The following is a 15,571-nucleotide window of genomic DNA, read 5'->3' as shown; positions in this document are numbered from 1 at the left end:
CTACTGGACTACCGTCTCACCGATGATCGACGAACCCGCTCCCGCGACCGCGGCCATGGAGACCGCCGACGCCGCGTCGCGGGGCGCCGGGGTGCGCGTGCTGGAGGTCGGGACCGGCACCGCCCGCGCGGCGCTGGTCGTCGAGCCGCGGCACCTGAACGGCCACGGCATCTGCCACGGCGGCTACCTGTTCCTGCTCGCCGACACGGCGTTCGCGTTCGCGTGCAACAGCCACGGCGTGCCGGCGGTGGCCGCGGGCGGCGACATCACGTTCCTGCGGCCCGTCTCGGCAGGCGTCGAGCTGGTGGCGGAGGCGGTGGAGCGGGCGCTCGTCGGGCGCAGCGGTCTCTACGACGTCACCGTGCGCGCTGACGGGGAGGTCGTCGCGGAGTTCCGCGGCCGCGCCCGCCAGGTGCCGGGCATGCCCGCCCCGGGCGCTTAGGCCTCGCCCGGCTGCAGGAACGCGGGCCGCTGCGTGGGGTCCGGCTCGTCGTAGTACCGGTGGTAGACCGGCGTGAGCCCGCCCGATACGGGGGGCACGATCCAGCTCCAGTCGGCGGGGCAGCGCCGGCCGGCCTTCTCCTCCTTGGCGACGTGCGTAAGGAACCGCCGCGACTCGGAGTGGTGGTCGGCCATCGTGACGCCGGCCTCGTCGAACGAGTGCTGCACGGCACGCACCATCTCCACCAGCGCGCGGTCGCGCCAGAGCGTGCGTTCGGAGCTGGTGTCGAGGCCGAGCCGCTGGGCGACGACGGGCAGGAGGTCGTAGCGGTCGACGTCGGTGAGGTTGCGGGCGCCGATCTCGGTGCCCAGGTACCACCCGTTGAACGGGGCCGCCGGGTAGGTGACCCCGCCGACGACGAGTGGCATGTTCGCGATCGCCGGCACGGCGTGCCAGCGCAGCCGCAGCTCGGCGAACCACGGGTGGTCGGGATGGGAGAGCGGCACCTCCAGCACCGCGTCGGACGGGATGCGGAACATCTCCGGCTTGCCGTGCCCGGACGAGATCAGCAGCGGCAGCACGTCGAACCGGCCTGCGGGGGACGGGCGCTCCCAGCCGAGGGCGACGACCTGGTCGGTGAAGTCGGCGTAGCGGCCGTCGCCGCGCACCTCGCCGGTCTCCGTGCGGTGGCCCGCGTACCGGATCAGCTGGTCGTTGTGGATGCGCGGGCCGGGACGCCCGGGACGGTCCGGCGCGAACACCGTGATGGTGGAGCGGATGCGCCCGCCACGGGTGGCTTCCCGCAGGTGATCGATGCAGCCCTCGGCGACGTCGACGGGCGCCGAGACGTGCCGCAGGTCGCGGACGTGCAGGCTCTTCCAGTACAGCCGGCCGATGCAGCGGGCCGCGTTGCGCCACGCGACGCGCGCGCCGAACGTCAGCTCGTCGAGCGTGTGCGTGTAGCAGCCGGTCTCGTCGATCTCGAGGTCGACCTCGCGCAGCCGCTGCTCGAACGGCGTCTCGGCGCCGGACTCCGAATAGAACTGCTCGAGGAAGTCCAGCGCCTCCTCGCGGTCGACGGGCCGAGCCGCCGCCGGGCCGGCGCCGGTGGTCGCGTGGTCGACGGGGCAGCGCTGGACGGGGAGCTCGGTCGACTGGGCGATGGTCGACGTCACGCAGTTCCTTCCACCACGCGGCCCCGCGCTGCGCGAGTGACCTGATCGGTGGACGCTGGGGTCGTCCTGGTCACTCGTCACCTCCACGGGGGTCCGCTCGTTACCCATCAGGGGCCGTCGTCGTTCCTACACGGCCACTGTGGAGCGACGCCATCCGCTGCGTTGCGCAACCGTGACGCACCCGTCGGGATGCCGTTCGCCCGCTCATGGGCGGTACTCACCGTGACGTCGCAGGTAGCGCGCCTGTCGGTGCGTGCTCTCGACGCCAGCCGAGTGGAGCAACGCGACGGCCGTTCGGACGCGTGGACGAGCCGTCGGGCCGGATGTGCGATGCGCCGGAGCGACGTCTGGCTGCGGCGAGCGTCAGACCTCGCGGCGGTAGACGAGGTCGTGGATCTCGCGCCCTTCCCGACGGGCGCGCTCCTCGAACTTGGTGACGGGTCGCCACCCCGGCCGCGGCGTCCACTGCCCCGGACCTGCGGTGTTGACCAGCCCTTCGGCCGCTTCGCACACCTCGCGCATCTGTTCGGCGTAGTCGAGCCAGTCCGTTGCCAGGTGCAGCGTGGCGCCGGGTGCGAGCCGCGAGGTGGCGAGCGCGACGAACTCGGGCTGGACGAGCCGCCGCTTGCGGTGGCGCCGCTTCGGCCACGGATCGGGGAACCAGATCCGCAGCCCGGCCAGCGAACCCTCCGGCACGCGGGCACGCAGCAGCGCGACGGCGTCGCCGCGCAGCAGGGCGATGTTCGTCAGGTCGGCAGCCGCGATGCGCATGAGCAGCTGCCCGAGCCCCGGCTCGAACACCTCGGCGGCCAGGTGGTCGATGTCCGGCTCGGCGGCGGCCAGTGCCGCGCTCGCCTCACCCATGCCGGAGCCGATCTCCAGGATGAGCGGCGCGGTGCGGCCGAACCACGCCGGCGGGTCGTAGGGCTGCGACCCGTCGAGCAGCGCGGGGATCTCGTGGCCGTACCGCGGCCACCAGCGGTCCCACGCGTGCTGCTGCCCCTCGGTGAGCCGGGCCCGGTGGTGGACGAAGCTGGTGATCTCGCGGTGCGGAGTGGCGGGGCCGGACACGTCCGGAGCCTCCCACAGCACGTCGGTTTCGCCGTTCGGGCCCGCGCGGGGTGGGCTGCGTGCCACGCTGCCGAGCGTGACCGATCGGTACGCCGACGCCGTGCGAGCCCGGCGCGCCGAGCTGCGCGCCGAACGGGCCGCGCTCAGCGGCTCCCACCGCGTCGAGCTGCGCAGCGAGCTGGCGCTGGCCCGACTGGCCGTCGCGGACCTCGTCGCGACGGCACTGCGCCAGCTCGCGCGGGAGGTCCGCGAGCGGGTCGCCGGCGGCGACCGGACCCGGGTGCCGGCCGATGTCGCGACCGCGGTCGCCGCGATCAGCGACGCCGTCGACGACGAGCTGAGCGGCGCGCTCGTCCCCGCTGTGCGCCGCATCGCCGGCGTCCGCCGGCTCGTCCTCCCCGACGGCTGGCCGGAGCTGCCGCCGTCGCGGACACCAGCGGTCGAGGACGTGTTCGCGCGGCCGCGCACGCCGCTGCTGGCCGGCGCGCTGGAGGGCATCACGCTCTGGCGCACGGCCCTGGTGCCGGTCGCGGCGCTGCCACTCCTCGGCCTGCCCGTCCTGGGCGGTCCGGCGCTGGCGCCGCTGGCGATCGGGGTCACGGTCGCCGGGCTCGTCGTCGCGGTGCGGCACCGTCGGGCCCACGTCGAGCGGGCGGTGCTGCAGCGGGCCGCAGACGAGGCACTCGCGGCTGCGCGGGCGCAGCTCGACGCCGACGTCGCGCGCCGGCTGCTGGAGCTGGAGCGCGCGGCGGGCGCCGAGCTCGACGACGCCGTGCAGCGTCGCCGGGTCGTCGTGGAGGCCGAGCTGCGCGAGCTCTCCCCGGCGGTGGCCGGTGCCTGAGCTGCGACCCGATCCCCGCGGCCCATGGGACGTCCCCGACGAGCTCGACGTGACCGCCGGCATCGACACCGACGACGACGGCGTGCCCGACACCACCGTCGTCGACGACGGCGCCGACCTGCTCGTCGCCACCGACCTCGACGGCGACGGGATCGCCGACCAGGTGCTCCGTCTGGGCGGGGACGGTGCCGTCCACAGGGTGGAACCGATCGCCGACACCGCCCCGGAAACGCCTGGCTGATCAGCTGTCCCCCACTAGGTTGATGGCATGCACGACATCGACGCCGAGTTCTCGGCGCTCCCGCTCTCCGCGCTGGCCGATGCGGCCCTGGAACGGGCCCGGCAGCTCGGTGCCCAGCACGCCGACCTGCGCGTGGAACGCCTGGTCGGGCAGTCGATCAACCTGCGCGACGGTGCCGTCACCGGTGTCTCCGACTCGGTGACGATCGGCCTCGCGGTGCGGGTGATCGTCGACGGGGTGTGGGGGTTCGCGTCACACGTCGAGCTGACCCCCGAACGGGCGAGGGCGGTAGCGGAGCAGGCCGTTGCGGTGGCGCGCACGCTCGCGCCGGTGGCCGTCGAGCGCGTGGAGCGGGCCGGCGAGCCGGTGCACGCGGGCGCCACGTGGGTGTCGGCGTACGACATCGACCCGTTCACGATCCCGGCGCGGGACAAGGTCGCGCTGCTGGCCGAGTGGTCGCAGCAGCTGCTCGCCACGGACGGCGTCGACCACGTCAGCGCCGACCTCGGCCAGGTGAAGGAGAACAAGTTCTACGCCGACCTGGCCGGCACCTCGACCACGCAGCAGCGGGTGCGGATCGCCCCCGTCCTGAACGCGACGGCCGTGGACCGGGCGGCTGGCGGTTTCGAGACGATGCGCACACTCGCACCGCCCGTCGGGCGCGGATGGGAGTACCTGACCGGCTCGGGCTGGGACTGGGCCGGTGAGCTGGCCCAGCTGCCGGAGCTGCTGCGGGAGAAGACGAAGGCGCCGAGCGTCGTCGCCGGCCCGACGGACCTGGTCATCGACCCGTCCAACCTGTGGCTCACCATCCACGAGTCGATCGGGCACGCCACCGAGTACGACCGCGCGATCGGCTACGAGGCCGCGTACGCCGGCACCAGCTTCGCCACCCCCGACAAGCTCGGCACCCTGCAGTACGGGGCGCCGTTCATGCACGTCACGGGGGATCGCACCATCGAGCACGGCCTCGCCACCATCGGCTTCGACGACGACGGCGTCGCGACCACGCAGTGGGACCTCGTCAAGGACGGCGTGCTCGTCGGCTACCAGCTCGACCGCACTTTCGCGCCGCGGCTGGGGCTGGAGCGCTCCAACGGCTGCGCGTTCGCCGACTCACCGCACCACGTGCCGATCCAGCGCATGGCGAACGTGTCGCTGCAGCCCGACCCCGAGCGCGACACCAGCACCGACGACCTGATCGCCGGTGTCGAGCACGGCATCTACGTGGTGGGCGACAAGTCGTGGTCGATCGACATGCAGCGCTACAACTTCCAGTTCACCGGCCAGCGCTTCTACAAGATCGAGAACGGGAAGCTGGCCGGCCAGCTGCGCGACGTCGCCTACCAGGCCACCACCACCGACTTCTGGGGCGCGATGGACGCCGTCGGCGGGCCGTCGACGTGGCGGCTCGGGGGCGCGATGAACTGCGGCAAGGCGCAGCCGGGGCAGGTCGCCCCGGTGGGCCACGGCTGCCCGTCCGCGCGGTTCCGCGGGATCAACGTGCTGAACACGCAGGAGGAGGGCCAGTGAGTGTTATGCGGCCGCAGGAGGTCGTCGAGCGCACCCTGGCCGCCGCGACCGGGCTGGCCGGGTGCGTGGTGCTGGTGCGCGAGTCCAGCGAGGTGAACCTGCGCTGGGCCAACTCCACGATGACGACGAACGGCCTGGCCACCTCCGCGAGCGTCACGGTCGTGGCGATGGTGGACGTGGACGGCGGCACGGCGGCCGGCACGGTCAGCTCGAGCGCGGCCGTCACCGACGTGGTGCAGCTGCACGACCTGGTCGCGGCCGCCGAGCTGGCCGCGCGCGGCGCCGGTCCCGCCGAGGACGCGATGCCGCTCGTGGAGGCCGGTGCGGAGGACCCGACGTGGGAGCAGCCCGGCGCCGCCACCACGATCGGTGTGTTCGAGAAGCTCGCGGCCGGGCTGCCGGACGCGTTCGCCGGGCAGCACCGGCACTACGGCTTCGCGTCGCACGAGCTCATGACGGTGTGGCTGGGCACGTCGACCGGCGTGCGCCGACGCTGGGTGCAGCCGACCGGATCGGTGGAGCTGAACGTGAAGACCGCCGACATGGCGTCGTCGGCGTGGACGGGAGCGTCGACGGCCGACTTCACCGACGTCGACGTCACCGCGCTGGCCGCGGAGGCCGCGCGCCGGCTCGAGTGGGGCGCGCGCCGCGTGCAGCTGCCGCCCGGCCGCTACGAGACGCTGCTGCCGCCGTCCGCCGTGGCCGACCTGATGATCTACCTGGCGTGGTCGATGGGTGGCCGGTCGGCGCAGGAGGGGCAGAGCGCGCTGGCCGGGCCGAACGGGCCGCGGGTCGGGGAACGGCTCACCGAGCTGCCGTTGACGCTGTTCAGCGACCCGGCCGCAGCGGGCATGGAGACCGAGCCGTTCCTCACGGCCGGGCGGTCCGGCGAGGGCGTGTCGGTGTTCGACAACGGCAGCCCCGTCCGCCGCGTCGACTGGGTCGACGGCGGCGTGATCGGCGAGCTCATGTACTCCCGCGGCGAGGCGGCTCGCTTCGGCACCACCTTCACACCGGCAGGCGACAACCTGCTGCTCACGGGTGGTTCGGGGGCGTCGATCGACGAGCTGGTGGCCCGCACCGAACGCGGGCTGCTGCTCACCTGCCTGTGGTACATCCGGCTCGTCGACCCGACCACGCTGCTGCTCACCGGGCTCACCCGCGACGGCGTCTACCTCGTCGAGAACGGCGAGGTGACCGCCGAGGTCGACCACAACTTCCGGTTCAACTACTCCCCGCTCGACGTCCTGCGCCGCGCCACCGAGGTGGGCGCGACGGAGCGCACGCTGCCGCGGGAGTGGAAGGACTGGTTCACGCGCGCGGCCATGCCGCCCGTGCGGGTGCCGGAGTTCAACATGTCGTCGGTGTCGCTGGGGCGGTGACGTGCCCGGGTGGACGTGCGGGTGCGGGCGGCCGAGGCCGGTGACGTCGAGCCGATGGCGCGGGTCTTCGTCGACTCGTTCCGGGCCGGACACCCCGGCCAGGTGCCCGAGCGGCTGCTGCTGAGCCGCACCTACGCGTCGTCCGTCGCCGGCTGGCGTCGGATGATCGACGAGCTGGCCGATCGCCCGGAGCCGGACGAGTACGTGTGCGTCGCGGAGGTTCCGGCCCGTTCGTTCTACGAGCGCCGCGGCGGCCGCGTCCTCGGCCGGCGCATCCACCACGACGACGGTGTCGTGCTGCCCGAGACCGGCTACGTCTGGGACATAGGGTGAGCGTCGTGGAGATCGACGAGCACGGACGGCCCCTGCCCGAGAACGCTGCGGACGAGGTCACGACGTTGCTGGGGTTCCTGGACTACCAGCGGGCGACGCTGGCCTGGAAGTGCGGCGGCGTCGACGCCGCCGGGCTGCGGGCGACCGTCGGGGCCTCGACGATGACGCTCGGTGGGCTGCTCAAGCACCTGGCGCTCGTCGAGGACGACTGGTTCCAGAGCGACCTGCTGAACCGGCCGATGCCGGAGCCGTGGGCGAGCGTCGACTGGACGGCCGACCGGGACTGGGAGTGGCACTCGGCGGCCGACGACAGCCCCGAGGAGCTGATGGCGCTCTGGGAGCAGGCGGTGCAGCGGTCCCGTGCGGCCACCGCCGAGGCGCTCGCCGCCGGTGGCCTGGACCACCTCGCACAGCGGCCGTGGCACGACGGGCGGCCGCCCAGCCTGCGCTGGATCCTCTGCCACATGATCGAGGAGTACGCGCGGCACAACGGGCACGCGGACCTCATCCGGGAGACCGTGGACGGCGTGACCGGGGAGTGATCCGGCACACGGCGTCGGTGAACGGCACCCGTTAGGTGGCACATTCGTGCATTCAGCAAGGAAATGGCCACTCGGCGTGGCCGGGTCGGCCACCCGGCGCAGTCCGGCGTGGCGATGCGCACCACGGTCGTCGCGATGCCGTTGACTGGGGTGGCGCCCGGATTGCCCGGGCGGAACGAGAGGGGCATCGCGTGTCCTACGAGGTGGTCAGCGCCTACACCCTGCTCATCGGCGACGCCGATGGGCCGGTCGTGACCGTCCACCAGACGGCGGACGAGGCATGGCGGGTGCTGGACCGCGAGGTCCGCGCCCGCTCCTGGATGCGCCCGCGGCCCAAGCGGCGCACCGACCCCGACGCGGTCACCCGGCTGGCGAACGCGTGGCGCGACGTCGACCCCGAGACCCGCTACTGGAACGTCACGGTGCACCGGCTCCCCATCCCGGTGCCGGAGATCGCCCGCATCCGCTACCCGCAGGCCTCGTAGGTCGGTCGGGCCCGCAGCTCACGCACACCGTCGTGCGCCCACGCACATGGCAGAACCTGTGCGTGAGCACGTCAGGGTGTGCGTGAGCCGGGGCCACGGCCTGCGATCTCGCGCATCCGTTCCAGCAGCTGCTCCACCGGCAGGTCCGGCGGGAGGGGCGTGCCGGCGAGCGTGCGCAGGTAGAGGCCGTCACCGATGAGCTGGGCGAGCAGGGCGAGCACGGGGTCGCCGAGGTCGTCGCACAGGGCGGCGTAGCCGTCGGCGTCCACCGCGGCCAGTGCCGCCCGGGCGGCGCGCCCCGACGGTGAGTCGTCGGCGAGGCGCAGGGCGGCCAGGTAGGTGCGCGCCAGCCCGCGGGACGCGTGGCCGGGCGCCGACGTGCGCACGTAGTACTCCACGGAGCCTTCCGGTGCCGAGCGGATGGCCTGGGCGTCGGCGTCGCTGCGCGCCCGTAGCCGGGCCAGCAGGCCTTCGGCCAGCGCGTCCTTGGACGCGAAGTGGTAGAGCAGGCCGCCCTTCGACACCTGCGCGGCGGCGGCGACCGCGTCGAGGGTGACCGCGCCCACCCCTTTCTCGATCAGCAGCGTCTCGTACGAGTCGAGCACGCGGTCCCGAGCACCAGCCACGTCGCGAGCGTAGTGCGGTGACGGGAATAACCCAGAGGTCTATACCGTCTGGACGGTACAGTAGAGGAGTTCGTGCACCACCGATCGAGGAACGTCGCCATGTCCGCCACCCTGCCCGCCTTCCGCCCCGTCACCGGCCAGCCGGCCACGTCGGCCGGCCTGCGGTCGTGGATCGGGCTCGCCGCCCTCGTCCTGCCCACGCTGCTCGTCGCCATCGACACCACCGTCTTGTCGGTGGCCCTGCCCGCCATCGGCGCGGCGCTCGGCCCGTCCGCGACCGAGCTGCTGTGGATCGTCGACGTCTATCCGCTGGTGCTGGCCGGCCTGCTCGTCACGATGGGCACGGTCGGTGACCGCATCGGCCGCCGCCGGCTGCTCATGATCGGTGCGGCCGGTTTCGGTGCCGTCTCGTTCACGGCCGCGTTCGCGATCTCCGGCCCGCAGCTGCTCGCCGCGCGCGTCCTGCTCGGGTTCTTCGGCGCCATGCTGATGCCGGCCACGCTGGCCCTGCTGCACGGCCTGTTCGTCGACCCGACGCAGCGCCGGCTCGCCGTCGCCATCTGGGCGTCGGGCTTCGCCGCGGGTGCCGCGGCCGGTCCGTTGGTCGGTGGCGTGCTGTTGGAGCACTTCTGGTGGGGCTCGGTGTTCCTGGTGAACGTGCCCGTGCTCGCGGTGCTGCTCGTGGCGTTGCCGCTGGTGGTGCGCGAGTCGCGCAACCCGAAGGCCGGCCGCATCGACGCGCTCGGCGTCGTCCTGTCGCTGCTGGCCATGACCCCGACCGTGCTGGCGATCAAGCTGGTCGCCCACGACGGTCCGAGCGTCACCGCCGGGCTCGCGCTGGCCGTCGGCTCGGTCGCGGCGGTCGCCTTCGTCGCGCGGGCGCGGGCCCGACTCGCCGCCGGCGAGGAGCCGATCCTCGACGTGACGCTCTTCCGCTCGCCGGTGCTGCGCCTGTCGGCCATCGCCAACGCCACCACCATGTTCGGCTACACCGGCATGCTGTTCTTCTCCGCGCAGTACCTGACGCTCGTCGTCGGGCTCTCGCCGATGGCCACCGGCATGGTGCTCCTGCCCGGGTTCGTGATCACCATTGTCGCCGGCATCGCGGCCAGCGCGCTGGCCCGCCGCTTCCGCATCGGGGTGCTCGTCCCGGTCGGGCTCACCGTGGCGGCCACCGGATTGGCCGTCGCGGCGCTGCTCGGCGGCCATTCCGTCGGGCTGATGATGCTCGCCTCCGTGCTGTACGGCGCCGGGATCGGCCTCTCGGAGACGCTCACCAACGACGCGATCCTGGCCGCCGCACCGCCCGCCAGGGCCGGCTCGGCGTCCGCGGTCTCCGAGACCGCGTACGAGGTCGGCGCCGTGCTCGGCACCGCGGTGCTGGGCAGCGTGCTCTCGGCGGTGTACTCAGCGTCCGTCGCGGTGCCGGCCGGGCCCGCGCACGAGACGCTCGGCGGCGCCGTCGCCGTGGCCGCCGGCATGCCCGCCGGCGCGGGCGCGGCATTGCTCGACTCCGCCCGCGCGGCGTTCGTCAGCGGCACCACGGCGGCGTCGGCGCTGGGTGCGGTCGTGCTGCTCGCCGTCGCGACGCTGGTGGCGATCGGCCTGCGCGAGCGCTGAGCGTGCCAGGATCCGGTGGCATGCGGATCAGACTCCAGCTGCAGGCCACCGGAGCCAACACCACCGGGTTCCAGATCCCCGACGCCGTCGTGGACGAGCTCGGTGGCGGCCGCCGGCCGCCCGTCACGGCCACCGCGCGGGGCTACACCTGGCGCAGCTCGATCGCCCGCATGGGCGGCAGCTTCTGGCTGGGCGTGAGCGCGGCCAACCGCGCCGCGAGCGGGCTCGCCGCGGGCGACGAGGTGGACCTCGACCTGGAGCTGGACACCGCACCGCGCGAGGTCACCGTGCCCGCCGACCTCGCCGCGGCGCTGGCCGCCGCACCGGCCGCGCAGGCGGCGTTCGGCGCGCTGTCGTACTCCAACCAGCGCCGGATCGTCGAGGGGATCGAGGGCGCGAAGACGGCGCCGACGCGGGAGCGCCGCGTCGCGAAGGCCGTGGCCGATCTCAGCGGCTAGACGCGCTGCCCTGGTCGGGGTGCGTGCGGTCGTACTCGCGCTCGGCCAGCCGCTCGCTGACGTGCTCGTGGATCTCGTCGGCCTTGCGCGCCGCGCGCACGCGCAGCAGCACCAGCATCGAGATGCCGTACGCGATGCCGAGCGTCAGCAGCACCACGCCGAGCTTCACGACGAACGTCTGCACCTCGTTGCCGGTGTCGACGTGGATCGCCGAGATGATCGCCAGGACACCCAGCGTGATCAGCAGGAACAGGACGAACAGCAGCAGGTTGAGCGACCGCGTGACCGACCGGTCGTGGAACACCTCCTGCAGGAACGGCTCCCCGGCCCGCATCAGCACGGTGCCGACGGCGAGCGTCAGCACGACGGAGATGAACACCAACGTGAGGTACTGCGAGGTGTCGCTCATCGTGCCTCCCGACCGACGGACCAGTGCGATCAGAAGACTACGTGGGGTCACCGATTCCCGCGAACCTCAGCGGCGGTGCTCACACGTCCCTGGTGATCGTCTCGTCCCGGCCGGGCCCGACCCCGATCGCGCTCACCGGGGCGCCAGTGAGCTCCTCGATCCGCTCGACGTAGGCGCGGGCGTTCGCCGGCAGCTGCGCGAAGTCGCGGACCGCCGAGATGTCCTCGAACCAGCCCGGCATCTCCTCGTAGACGGGCACGGCGTGGTGCACGTCGGTCTGCGTCATCGGCATGTCGTCGACGCGGCGGCCGTCGATCTCGTAGCCGACGCACACCGGCACCGTCTCCAGGCCGGAGAGCACGTCGAGCTTGGTGAGGAAGAAGTCGGTGATGCCGTTGACGCGCACGGCGTAGCGGCCGATGACGGCGTCGAACCAGCCGCAGCGGCGCGGCCGGCCCGTGGTGACGCCGACCTCCCCGCCCTGCTTGCGCAGGTACTCGCCCATCTCGTCGAGCAGCTCGGTCGGGAACGGGCCGGAGCCGACGCGGGTGGTGTAGGCCTTGAGGATCCCGATCACCCGCGTGATCTTGTTGGGCCCGATGCCGGACCCGACCGCGGCGCCGCCGGCGGTGGGGTTCGAGCTGGTCACGAAGGGGTAGGTGCCGTGGTCGACGTCCAGCAGGGTGCCCTGCGACCCCTCCAGCAGGATCGTCTCGTCCGCCTCGAGGGCCTTGTTGAGCAGCAGGCGGGTGTCGGCGATGCGGTCGGCGAAGCGGCGGCCGTGGGCCAGCACCGTGTCGACGACCTCGTCCACGTCGAGGGCGCGGCGGTTGTAGACCTTGACCAGCACCTGGTTCTTGAACGCCAGCGCCGCCTCGACCTTCTGGTGGAGGATCTTCTCGTCGAGGACGTCGGCCACGCGGACCCCGACCCGGGCCACCTTGTCCTGGTAGGCGGGTCCGATGCCGCGACCGGTGGTGCCGATCTTGGCCTTGCCGAGGAAGCGTTCGGTCACCTTGTCGATGGCCACGTGGTACGGCATGATCAAATGCGCGTCCGCCGAGATCAGCAGGCTGCTGGTGTCCACGCCCTTGGCCTCCAGGCCGGAGAGCTCGTCGAGCAGCACACCCGGATCCACCACCACACCGTTGCCGATGACGTTCTTCACACCCGGCGTGAGGATCCCGGACGGGATGAGGTGCAGGGCGAAGTCCTGCCCGTCGGGCGTCACCACCGTGTGGCCGGCGTTGTTGCCGCCCTGGTAGCGCACCACCCACTGCACCTGACCACCCAAGATGTCGGTGGCCTTGCCCTTGCCCTCGTCGCCCCATTGGGCGCCGATCAGCACGATCGCCGGCATGTGACACTCCAAGTCGACTGCAAACCGCGGGGAGGTTAGCCGATCTCGTGACCTCGATCGACTCGGAAGTCGTCCTGCTGATCTGTGCCGGGACGGCCCAGGCGCGGCGGCTCCCGTTCCACGGTAGTCGCCGTGCCCCCACGCTCCCAGACCTGCCCCGCGTGGAGCTGCCCACCCGACCCGACCGCACCGACCTCGACCCCGTGCTGCGCGAGCGCTCGCCGCGCCGCGTCGTCGTCGCGGGGGACGACGCCGACCTCGCCGCCGTCGTCCGGCGGCTGCTGCGCACCGAGCGGCTCGACATCGAGGTCGGGTACGTGCCGGCCGGGCCGACCCCCGCCACGCAGGCGTGGGGGCTGCCGCACGGCGCGGCTGCGGTCGGGCCGGCCGTCAGCGGCCCGGCGGTGCCCGTGCCGCTCGTCCGCGACGACTCCGGGGGCGTCCTCGTCGGGCGCGCCGAGATCGCCGACGTGATCGGCGAGTGCTGGTGCGACGAACACCTCGTCCTGCGCGGGCGGGCGCGGCGGCTGGTCGTCGTGCCCACGCCGGCCGGTATCGCGGTGCGGGCCGGGCACGGCCGCCGGCCACCCGACGGTCAGCTGCGCGCCCTGCCGCCGAAGATCCCGGCCGGGCGCGGATCGGCGCTGGGGCGGGCGGTGCAGATCGGCGGGGAACCCATGACGGTCGTCAACGACGGGATCGCGCACCCCCGGCCGGTGCCGCGGTGGACGTGGTTCCGGCACACGACCGACCTGCTGCTGGTGCGCCCGGAGAGCCGGTAGGTTCCGTGGGGATGCAGCGGCGCGCCGACGAGACGAGGAACGCCTCGAGCGTTCCACCCCGGGGCAACCCCGGGGCGCACCACCTCTCTGCGGCACGGCGTCCCACGCGCCCGGCGCACGTTCGTGCGGTCTGCGCGCGGCGGACGGGATCCCAGGTCGTCGCGCGCCGCTGCCTCGCAGGTCGGCGGCTCGGGGTTGGGTTGATCATGGGCAAAACGTTGCTCGTTGATCTCCGCGAACGACGTTTTGCCCATGATCAACCCACCTCCCGGCGCCGCGCCACCCCGCGCCGGTGACCCCGCCACCGGACGTCCTCGCCGCCGTTGCGTTGGCCGGCGACTGGTCCCTCGACGGGCTGGTCGAGCGGCTGACCCCGCTGCGTGGCTGGCGCTCGCCGGAGGAGGTCGGCGACGTCGTCGCGCTGCTGCTGGGCCGCTGGCGAGCGCGTCCGCGGCGGCCGGCCGAGCGCCTCGTCGACGAGGTCGAGGCACTGCTCGCCGCCCGCCCCGGGATCCGGCCGCTGCGCCCTGACGAACCGGGGCCGGGGGAGTTCCGCTGGCCCGTCGCCCCATGGACGGGGTTGGGCCACGTGGCCGCCGGTCTGGATCTGGACGTCGGCGAGCTGGAGTGGTTCGCGGACCGCGGCGGCTGGCTGCGCCGCGCCCCGGACGGCCCGCTGCACCACTACCGCCGCCGCTGGACGACGAGTCCGTCCGGCTCGCCGCGCCTGCTGGAGTCCCCGGCGCCGCGGCTGGCCGAGCTGCAGCGCCGGGTCGCGCGGAAGGTGCTCGCCGCCGTGCCCGTGCACCCGGCGGCGCACGGGTTCGTGCGCGGCCGGTCCCCATGGACGCTCGCGGCACGGCACACGGGTCGTCCGATGGTGCTGCGCCTGGACCTGGAGGGCTTCTTCGCCCACGTCACGGGTGCGCGGGTCGCCGGGCTCCTGCGCGCCGCCGGATACCCGGACGCGGTCGCGACCACCCTGGCCGGCCTGCTCGTCACGGCGACCCCGCAGACCGTGCTGCGGACGGCTCCCGGCGACGGCGCCGCGCGCCGCCGATTGCTCACCCGGCTGGCCGGTCCCCACCTCCCGCAGGGCGCGCCGTCCTCTCCGGCGGTGGCGAACCTCCTCGCGCACCGGCTGGACCGGCGGCTGGCCGGACTCGCCGCTGCGGTGGGCGCGACCTACGGCCGTTACGCCGACGACCTGGTGTTCTCCGGCGACCTCCCGGTGGCGGGCCTCACCGCGCGGGTGGCCGGCATCGCCGCCGAGGAGGGTTTTCGGCTCCGTGGCGAGAAGACGCGGGTGATGCCGGCGCACCGCCGGCAGCGCGTCACCGGGGTCGTCGTGAACAGCTCACCGGCCGCCGCCCGCCACGACTACGACGACCTGCGCGCGCTGCTGCACAACTGCGCCCGCACCGGCCCGGACGCGCAGAACCGCGCCGGCCACCCGGCGTTCCGGGAGCACCTGCAGGGCCGCATCGCCTGGGTGTCGACGGGTCGTCCGGCCCGTGCGGCGAAGCTGCGCGAGCTGTTCGCGGCGATCGACTGGAGCTAAGCGGCCGGCCGCTCGTGGTAGCGGTCCACGTACTCCTGGTGCGAGAGCCGCGCGATCGCGTCCATCACCTCGTCGGTGACGGCCCGGCGGATCACGTTCGACGCCTCCAGCCCGGCGTAGCGGGAAAAGTCGAGCGGATGCCCGTAGCTGACGGTGACGGGCCGCAGCCGCGGGATCCGCACGCCCTTCGGCATCACCTCGTCCGTGCCCCGCAGCGCCACGGGCACCACCGGGGCGCCGGTGGCGAGCGCGAGCGACGCCACGCCGGTGTGGCCGCGGTGCAGCCGCCCGTCCAGCGACCGGGTGCCCTCCGGGTAGATCGCGAACACCCCGCCTCCGCGCAGCACCTCCAGCGCCGCGTCGATCGCGGCCAGCCCGGCCTTCGCGTTCGCGCGGTCGACGGGCACGTAGCCGAGCGCGGTGAGGAACGAGGCGAGCGCGCGTCCCCGCAGGCCGGTGCCGGTGAAGTACTCCGCCTTCCCGAGGAACGCGACGGGCCGCGGCGCGGTGAGCGCCACGGCTGCGGTGTCGATGGCGGCCAGGTGGTTGCCGGCCAGGATGACCGGCCCCGTCGCGGGGATGCGCTCGGCGCCGTGCACGACGGGACGGAAGATCAGGCGGACCAGTGGGGCGAGCAACCAGCGGACGAGTAGCTGCACAGTTCCGCAACGCTAGCCAGGTCGGCCCGGTTCCTCAACGGTCTGTGGCGC

18 protein-coding genes are annotated in these 15,571 nt (G+C 73.6%); 12 read left to right on the top strand and 6 right to left on the bottom strand.

Annotation, left to right across the window (positions count from 1 at the left end):
- The first annotated feature begins 22 nt into the window (after positions 1-22).
- Entirely contained in the window at positions 23-442 is a 420-nt protein-coding gene (gene paaI, locus ACQEVB_RS06905) for a hydroxyphenylacetyl-CoA thioesterase PaaI (RefSeq protein WP_432966587.1), read from the top strand.
- Here paaI and ACQEVB_RS06900 read toward each other — a convergent pair.
- Together ACQEVB_RS06900 and trmB are read right to left on the bottom strand one after the other, a co-directional pair.
- On the bottom strand, positions 439-1,617 hold the full coding sequence (locus ACQEVB_RS06900) for a nitric oxide synthase oxygenase (protein WP_432966585.1): 1,179 nt from the start codon (positions 1,615-1,617) through the stop codon (positions 439-441). The two genes, paaI and ACQEVB_RS06900, sit on opposite strands and share 4 nt — an antisense overlap.
- A gap of 363 nt (positions 1,618-1,980) precedes the next feature.
- Positions 1,981-2,688 carry a tRNA (guanosine(46)-N7)-methyltransferase TrmB gene (gene trmB, locus ACQEVB_RS06895; RefSeq protein WP_432980187.1) on the bottom strand — a complete coding sequence of 236 codons (708 nt, stop codon included), beginning with the start codon at positions 2,686-2,688 and terminating at the stop codon, positions 1,981-1,983.
- Between the two features lie 76 nt (positions 2,689-2,764).
- On the opposite strand from trmB, the gene ACQEVB_RS06890 reads away from it, so the two are divergent.
- The 7 genes from ACQEVB_RS06890 to ACQEVB_RS06860 all read left to right on the top strand — a co-directional run bounded on the left by ACQEVB_RS06890 (position 2,765) and on the right by ACQEVB_RS06860 (position 8,045).
- On the top strand, positions 2,765-3,529 hold the full coding sequence (locus tag ACQEVB_RS06890) for a hypothetical protein (RefSeq protein ID WP_432966583.1): 765 nt from the start codon (positions 2,765-2,767) through the stop codon (positions 3,527-3,529).
- The gene (locus ACQEVB_RS06885) at positions 3,522-3,770 is read left to right on the top strand and encodes a DUF6802 family protein (RefSeq protein ID WP_432966581.1); all 249 of its coding nucleotides are present in this window, start codon (positions 3,522-3,524) and stop codon (positions 3,768-3,770) included. Before ACQEVB_RS06890 ends, ACQEVB_RS06885 begins: the two co-directional genes overlap by 8 nt.
- Positions 3,771-3,797: 27 nt before the next feature.
- Positions 3,798-5,303, top strand: a complete 1,506-nt coding sequence (locus ACQEVB_RS06880) for a TldD/PmbA family protein (RefSeq protein ID WP_432966579.1) — start codon at positions 3,798-3,800, stop codon at positions 5,301-5,303.
- 5 nt (positions 5,304-5,308) lie between these two features.
- Positions 5,309-6,685: a metallopeptidase TldD-related protein gene (locus ACQEVB_RS06875; RefSeq protein ID WP_432980184.1), complete on the top strand. Its 1,377-nt coding sequence runs from the start codon at positions 5,309-5,311 to the stop codon at positions 6,683-6,685.
- A gap of 9 nt (positions 6,686-6,694) precedes the next feature.
- Positions 6,695-7,018 carry a hypothetical protein gene (locus ACQEVB_RS06870; RefSeq protein ID WP_432966577.1) on the top strand — a complete coding sequence of 108 codons (324 nt, stop codon included), beginning with the start codon at positions 6,695-6,697 and terminating at the stop codon, positions 7,016-7,018.
- Between the two features lie 5 nt (positions 7,019-7,023).
- On the top strand, positions 7,024-7,560 hold the full coding sequence (locus ACQEVB_RS06865) for a DinB family protein (protein ID WP_432966575.1): 537 nt from the start codon (positions 7,024-7,026) through the stop codon (positions 7,558-7,560).
- 191 nt (positions 7,561-7,751) lie between these two features.
- Positions 7,752-8,045, top strand: a complete 294-nt coding sequence (locus tag ACQEVB_RS06860) for a hypothetical protein (RefSeq protein WP_432966573.1) — start codon at positions 7,752-7,754, stop codon at positions 8,043-8,045.
- 71 nt (positions 8,046-8,116) lie between these two features.
- Here the strand turns inward: ACQEVB_RS06860 and ACQEVB_RS06855 are convergent, their stop codons facing one another.
- Positions 8,117-8,671 carry a TetR/AcrR family transcriptional regulator gene (locus ACQEVB_RS06855; protein ID WP_432966571.1) on the bottom strand — a complete coding sequence of 185 codons (555 nt, stop codon included), beginning with the start codon at positions 8,669-8,671 and terminating at the stop codon, positions 8,117-8,119.
- A gap of 99 nt (positions 8,672-8,770) precedes the next feature.
- On the opposite strand from ACQEVB_RS06855, the gene ACQEVB_RS06850 reads away from it, so the two are divergent.
- Together ACQEVB_RS06850 and ACQEVB_RS06845 are read left to right on the top strand one after the other, a co-directional pair.
- Entirely contained in the window at positions 8,771-10,291 is a 1,521-nt protein-coding gene (locus ACQEVB_RS06850) for an MFS transporter (RefSeq protein WP_432966570.1), read from the top strand.
- A gap of 20 nt (positions 10,292-10,311) precedes the next feature.
- A complete protein-coding gene (locus tag ACQEVB_RS06845; protein WP_432966568.1) occupies positions 10,312-10,749 on the top strand; it encodes a YdeI/OmpD-associated family protein in 438 nt (145 codons plus the stop codon).
- Here the strand turns inward: ACQEVB_RS06845 and ACQEVB_RS06840 are convergent.
- Together ACQEVB_RS06840 and ACQEVB_RS06835 are read right to left on the bottom strand one after the other, a co-directional pair.
- Positions 10,739-11,158: a hypothetical protein gene (locus tag ACQEVB_RS06840; RefSeq protein ID WP_432966566.1), complete on the bottom strand. Its 420-nt coding sequence runs from the start codon at positions 11,156-11,158 to the stop codon at positions 10,739-10,741. The two genes, ACQEVB_RS06845 and ACQEVB_RS06840, sit on opposite strands and share 11 nt — an antisense overlap.
- Before the next feature lie 79 nt (positions 11,159-11,237).
- Complete coding sequence (locus ACQEVB_RS06835) at positions 11,238-12,518, bottom strand: adenylosuccinate synthase (RefSeq protein WP_432966564.1); 1,281 nt, start codon at positions 12,516-12,518, stop codon at positions 11,238-11,240.
- A gap of 161 nt (positions 12,519-12,679) precedes the next feature.
- Here ACQEVB_RS06835 and ACQEVB_RS06830 point away from each other — a divergent pair, with 161 nt between their 5' ends.
- A complete protein-coding gene (locus ACQEVB_RS06830) occupies positions 12,680-13,300 on the top strand; it encodes a hypothetical protein (RefSeq protein ID WP_432966562.1) in 621 nt (206 codons plus the stop codon).
- Between the two features lie 292 nt (positions 13,301-13,592).
- Positions 13,593-14,861: a reverse transcriptase family protein gene (locus ACQEVB_RS06825; protein ID WP_432966560.1), complete on the top strand. Its 1,269-nt coding sequence runs from the start codon at positions 13,593-13,595 to the stop codon at positions 14,859-14,861.
- Here ACQEVB_RS06825 and ACQEVB_RS06820 read toward each other — a convergent pair.
- The gene (locus ACQEVB_RS06820) at positions 14,858-15,520 is read right to left on the bottom strand and encodes a lysophospholipid acyltransferase family protein (RefSeq protein ID WP_432966558.1); all 663 of its coding nucleotides are present in this window, start codon (positions 15,518-15,520) and stop codon (positions 14,858-14,860) included. The two genes, ACQEVB_RS06825 and ACQEVB_RS06820, sit on opposite strands and share 4 nt — an antisense overlap.
- Positions 15,521-15,571 lie beyond the last annotated feature (51 nt).

The organism is Pseudonocardia sp. CA-107938 (assembly GCF_050936315.1).
In the GTDB taxonomy this organism is placed as follows: Bacteria; Actinomycetota; Actinomycetes; order Mycobacteriales; family Pseudonocardiaceae; genus Pseudonocardia.
This window is presented reverse-complemented; position numbering and strand designations above follow the sequence as displayed.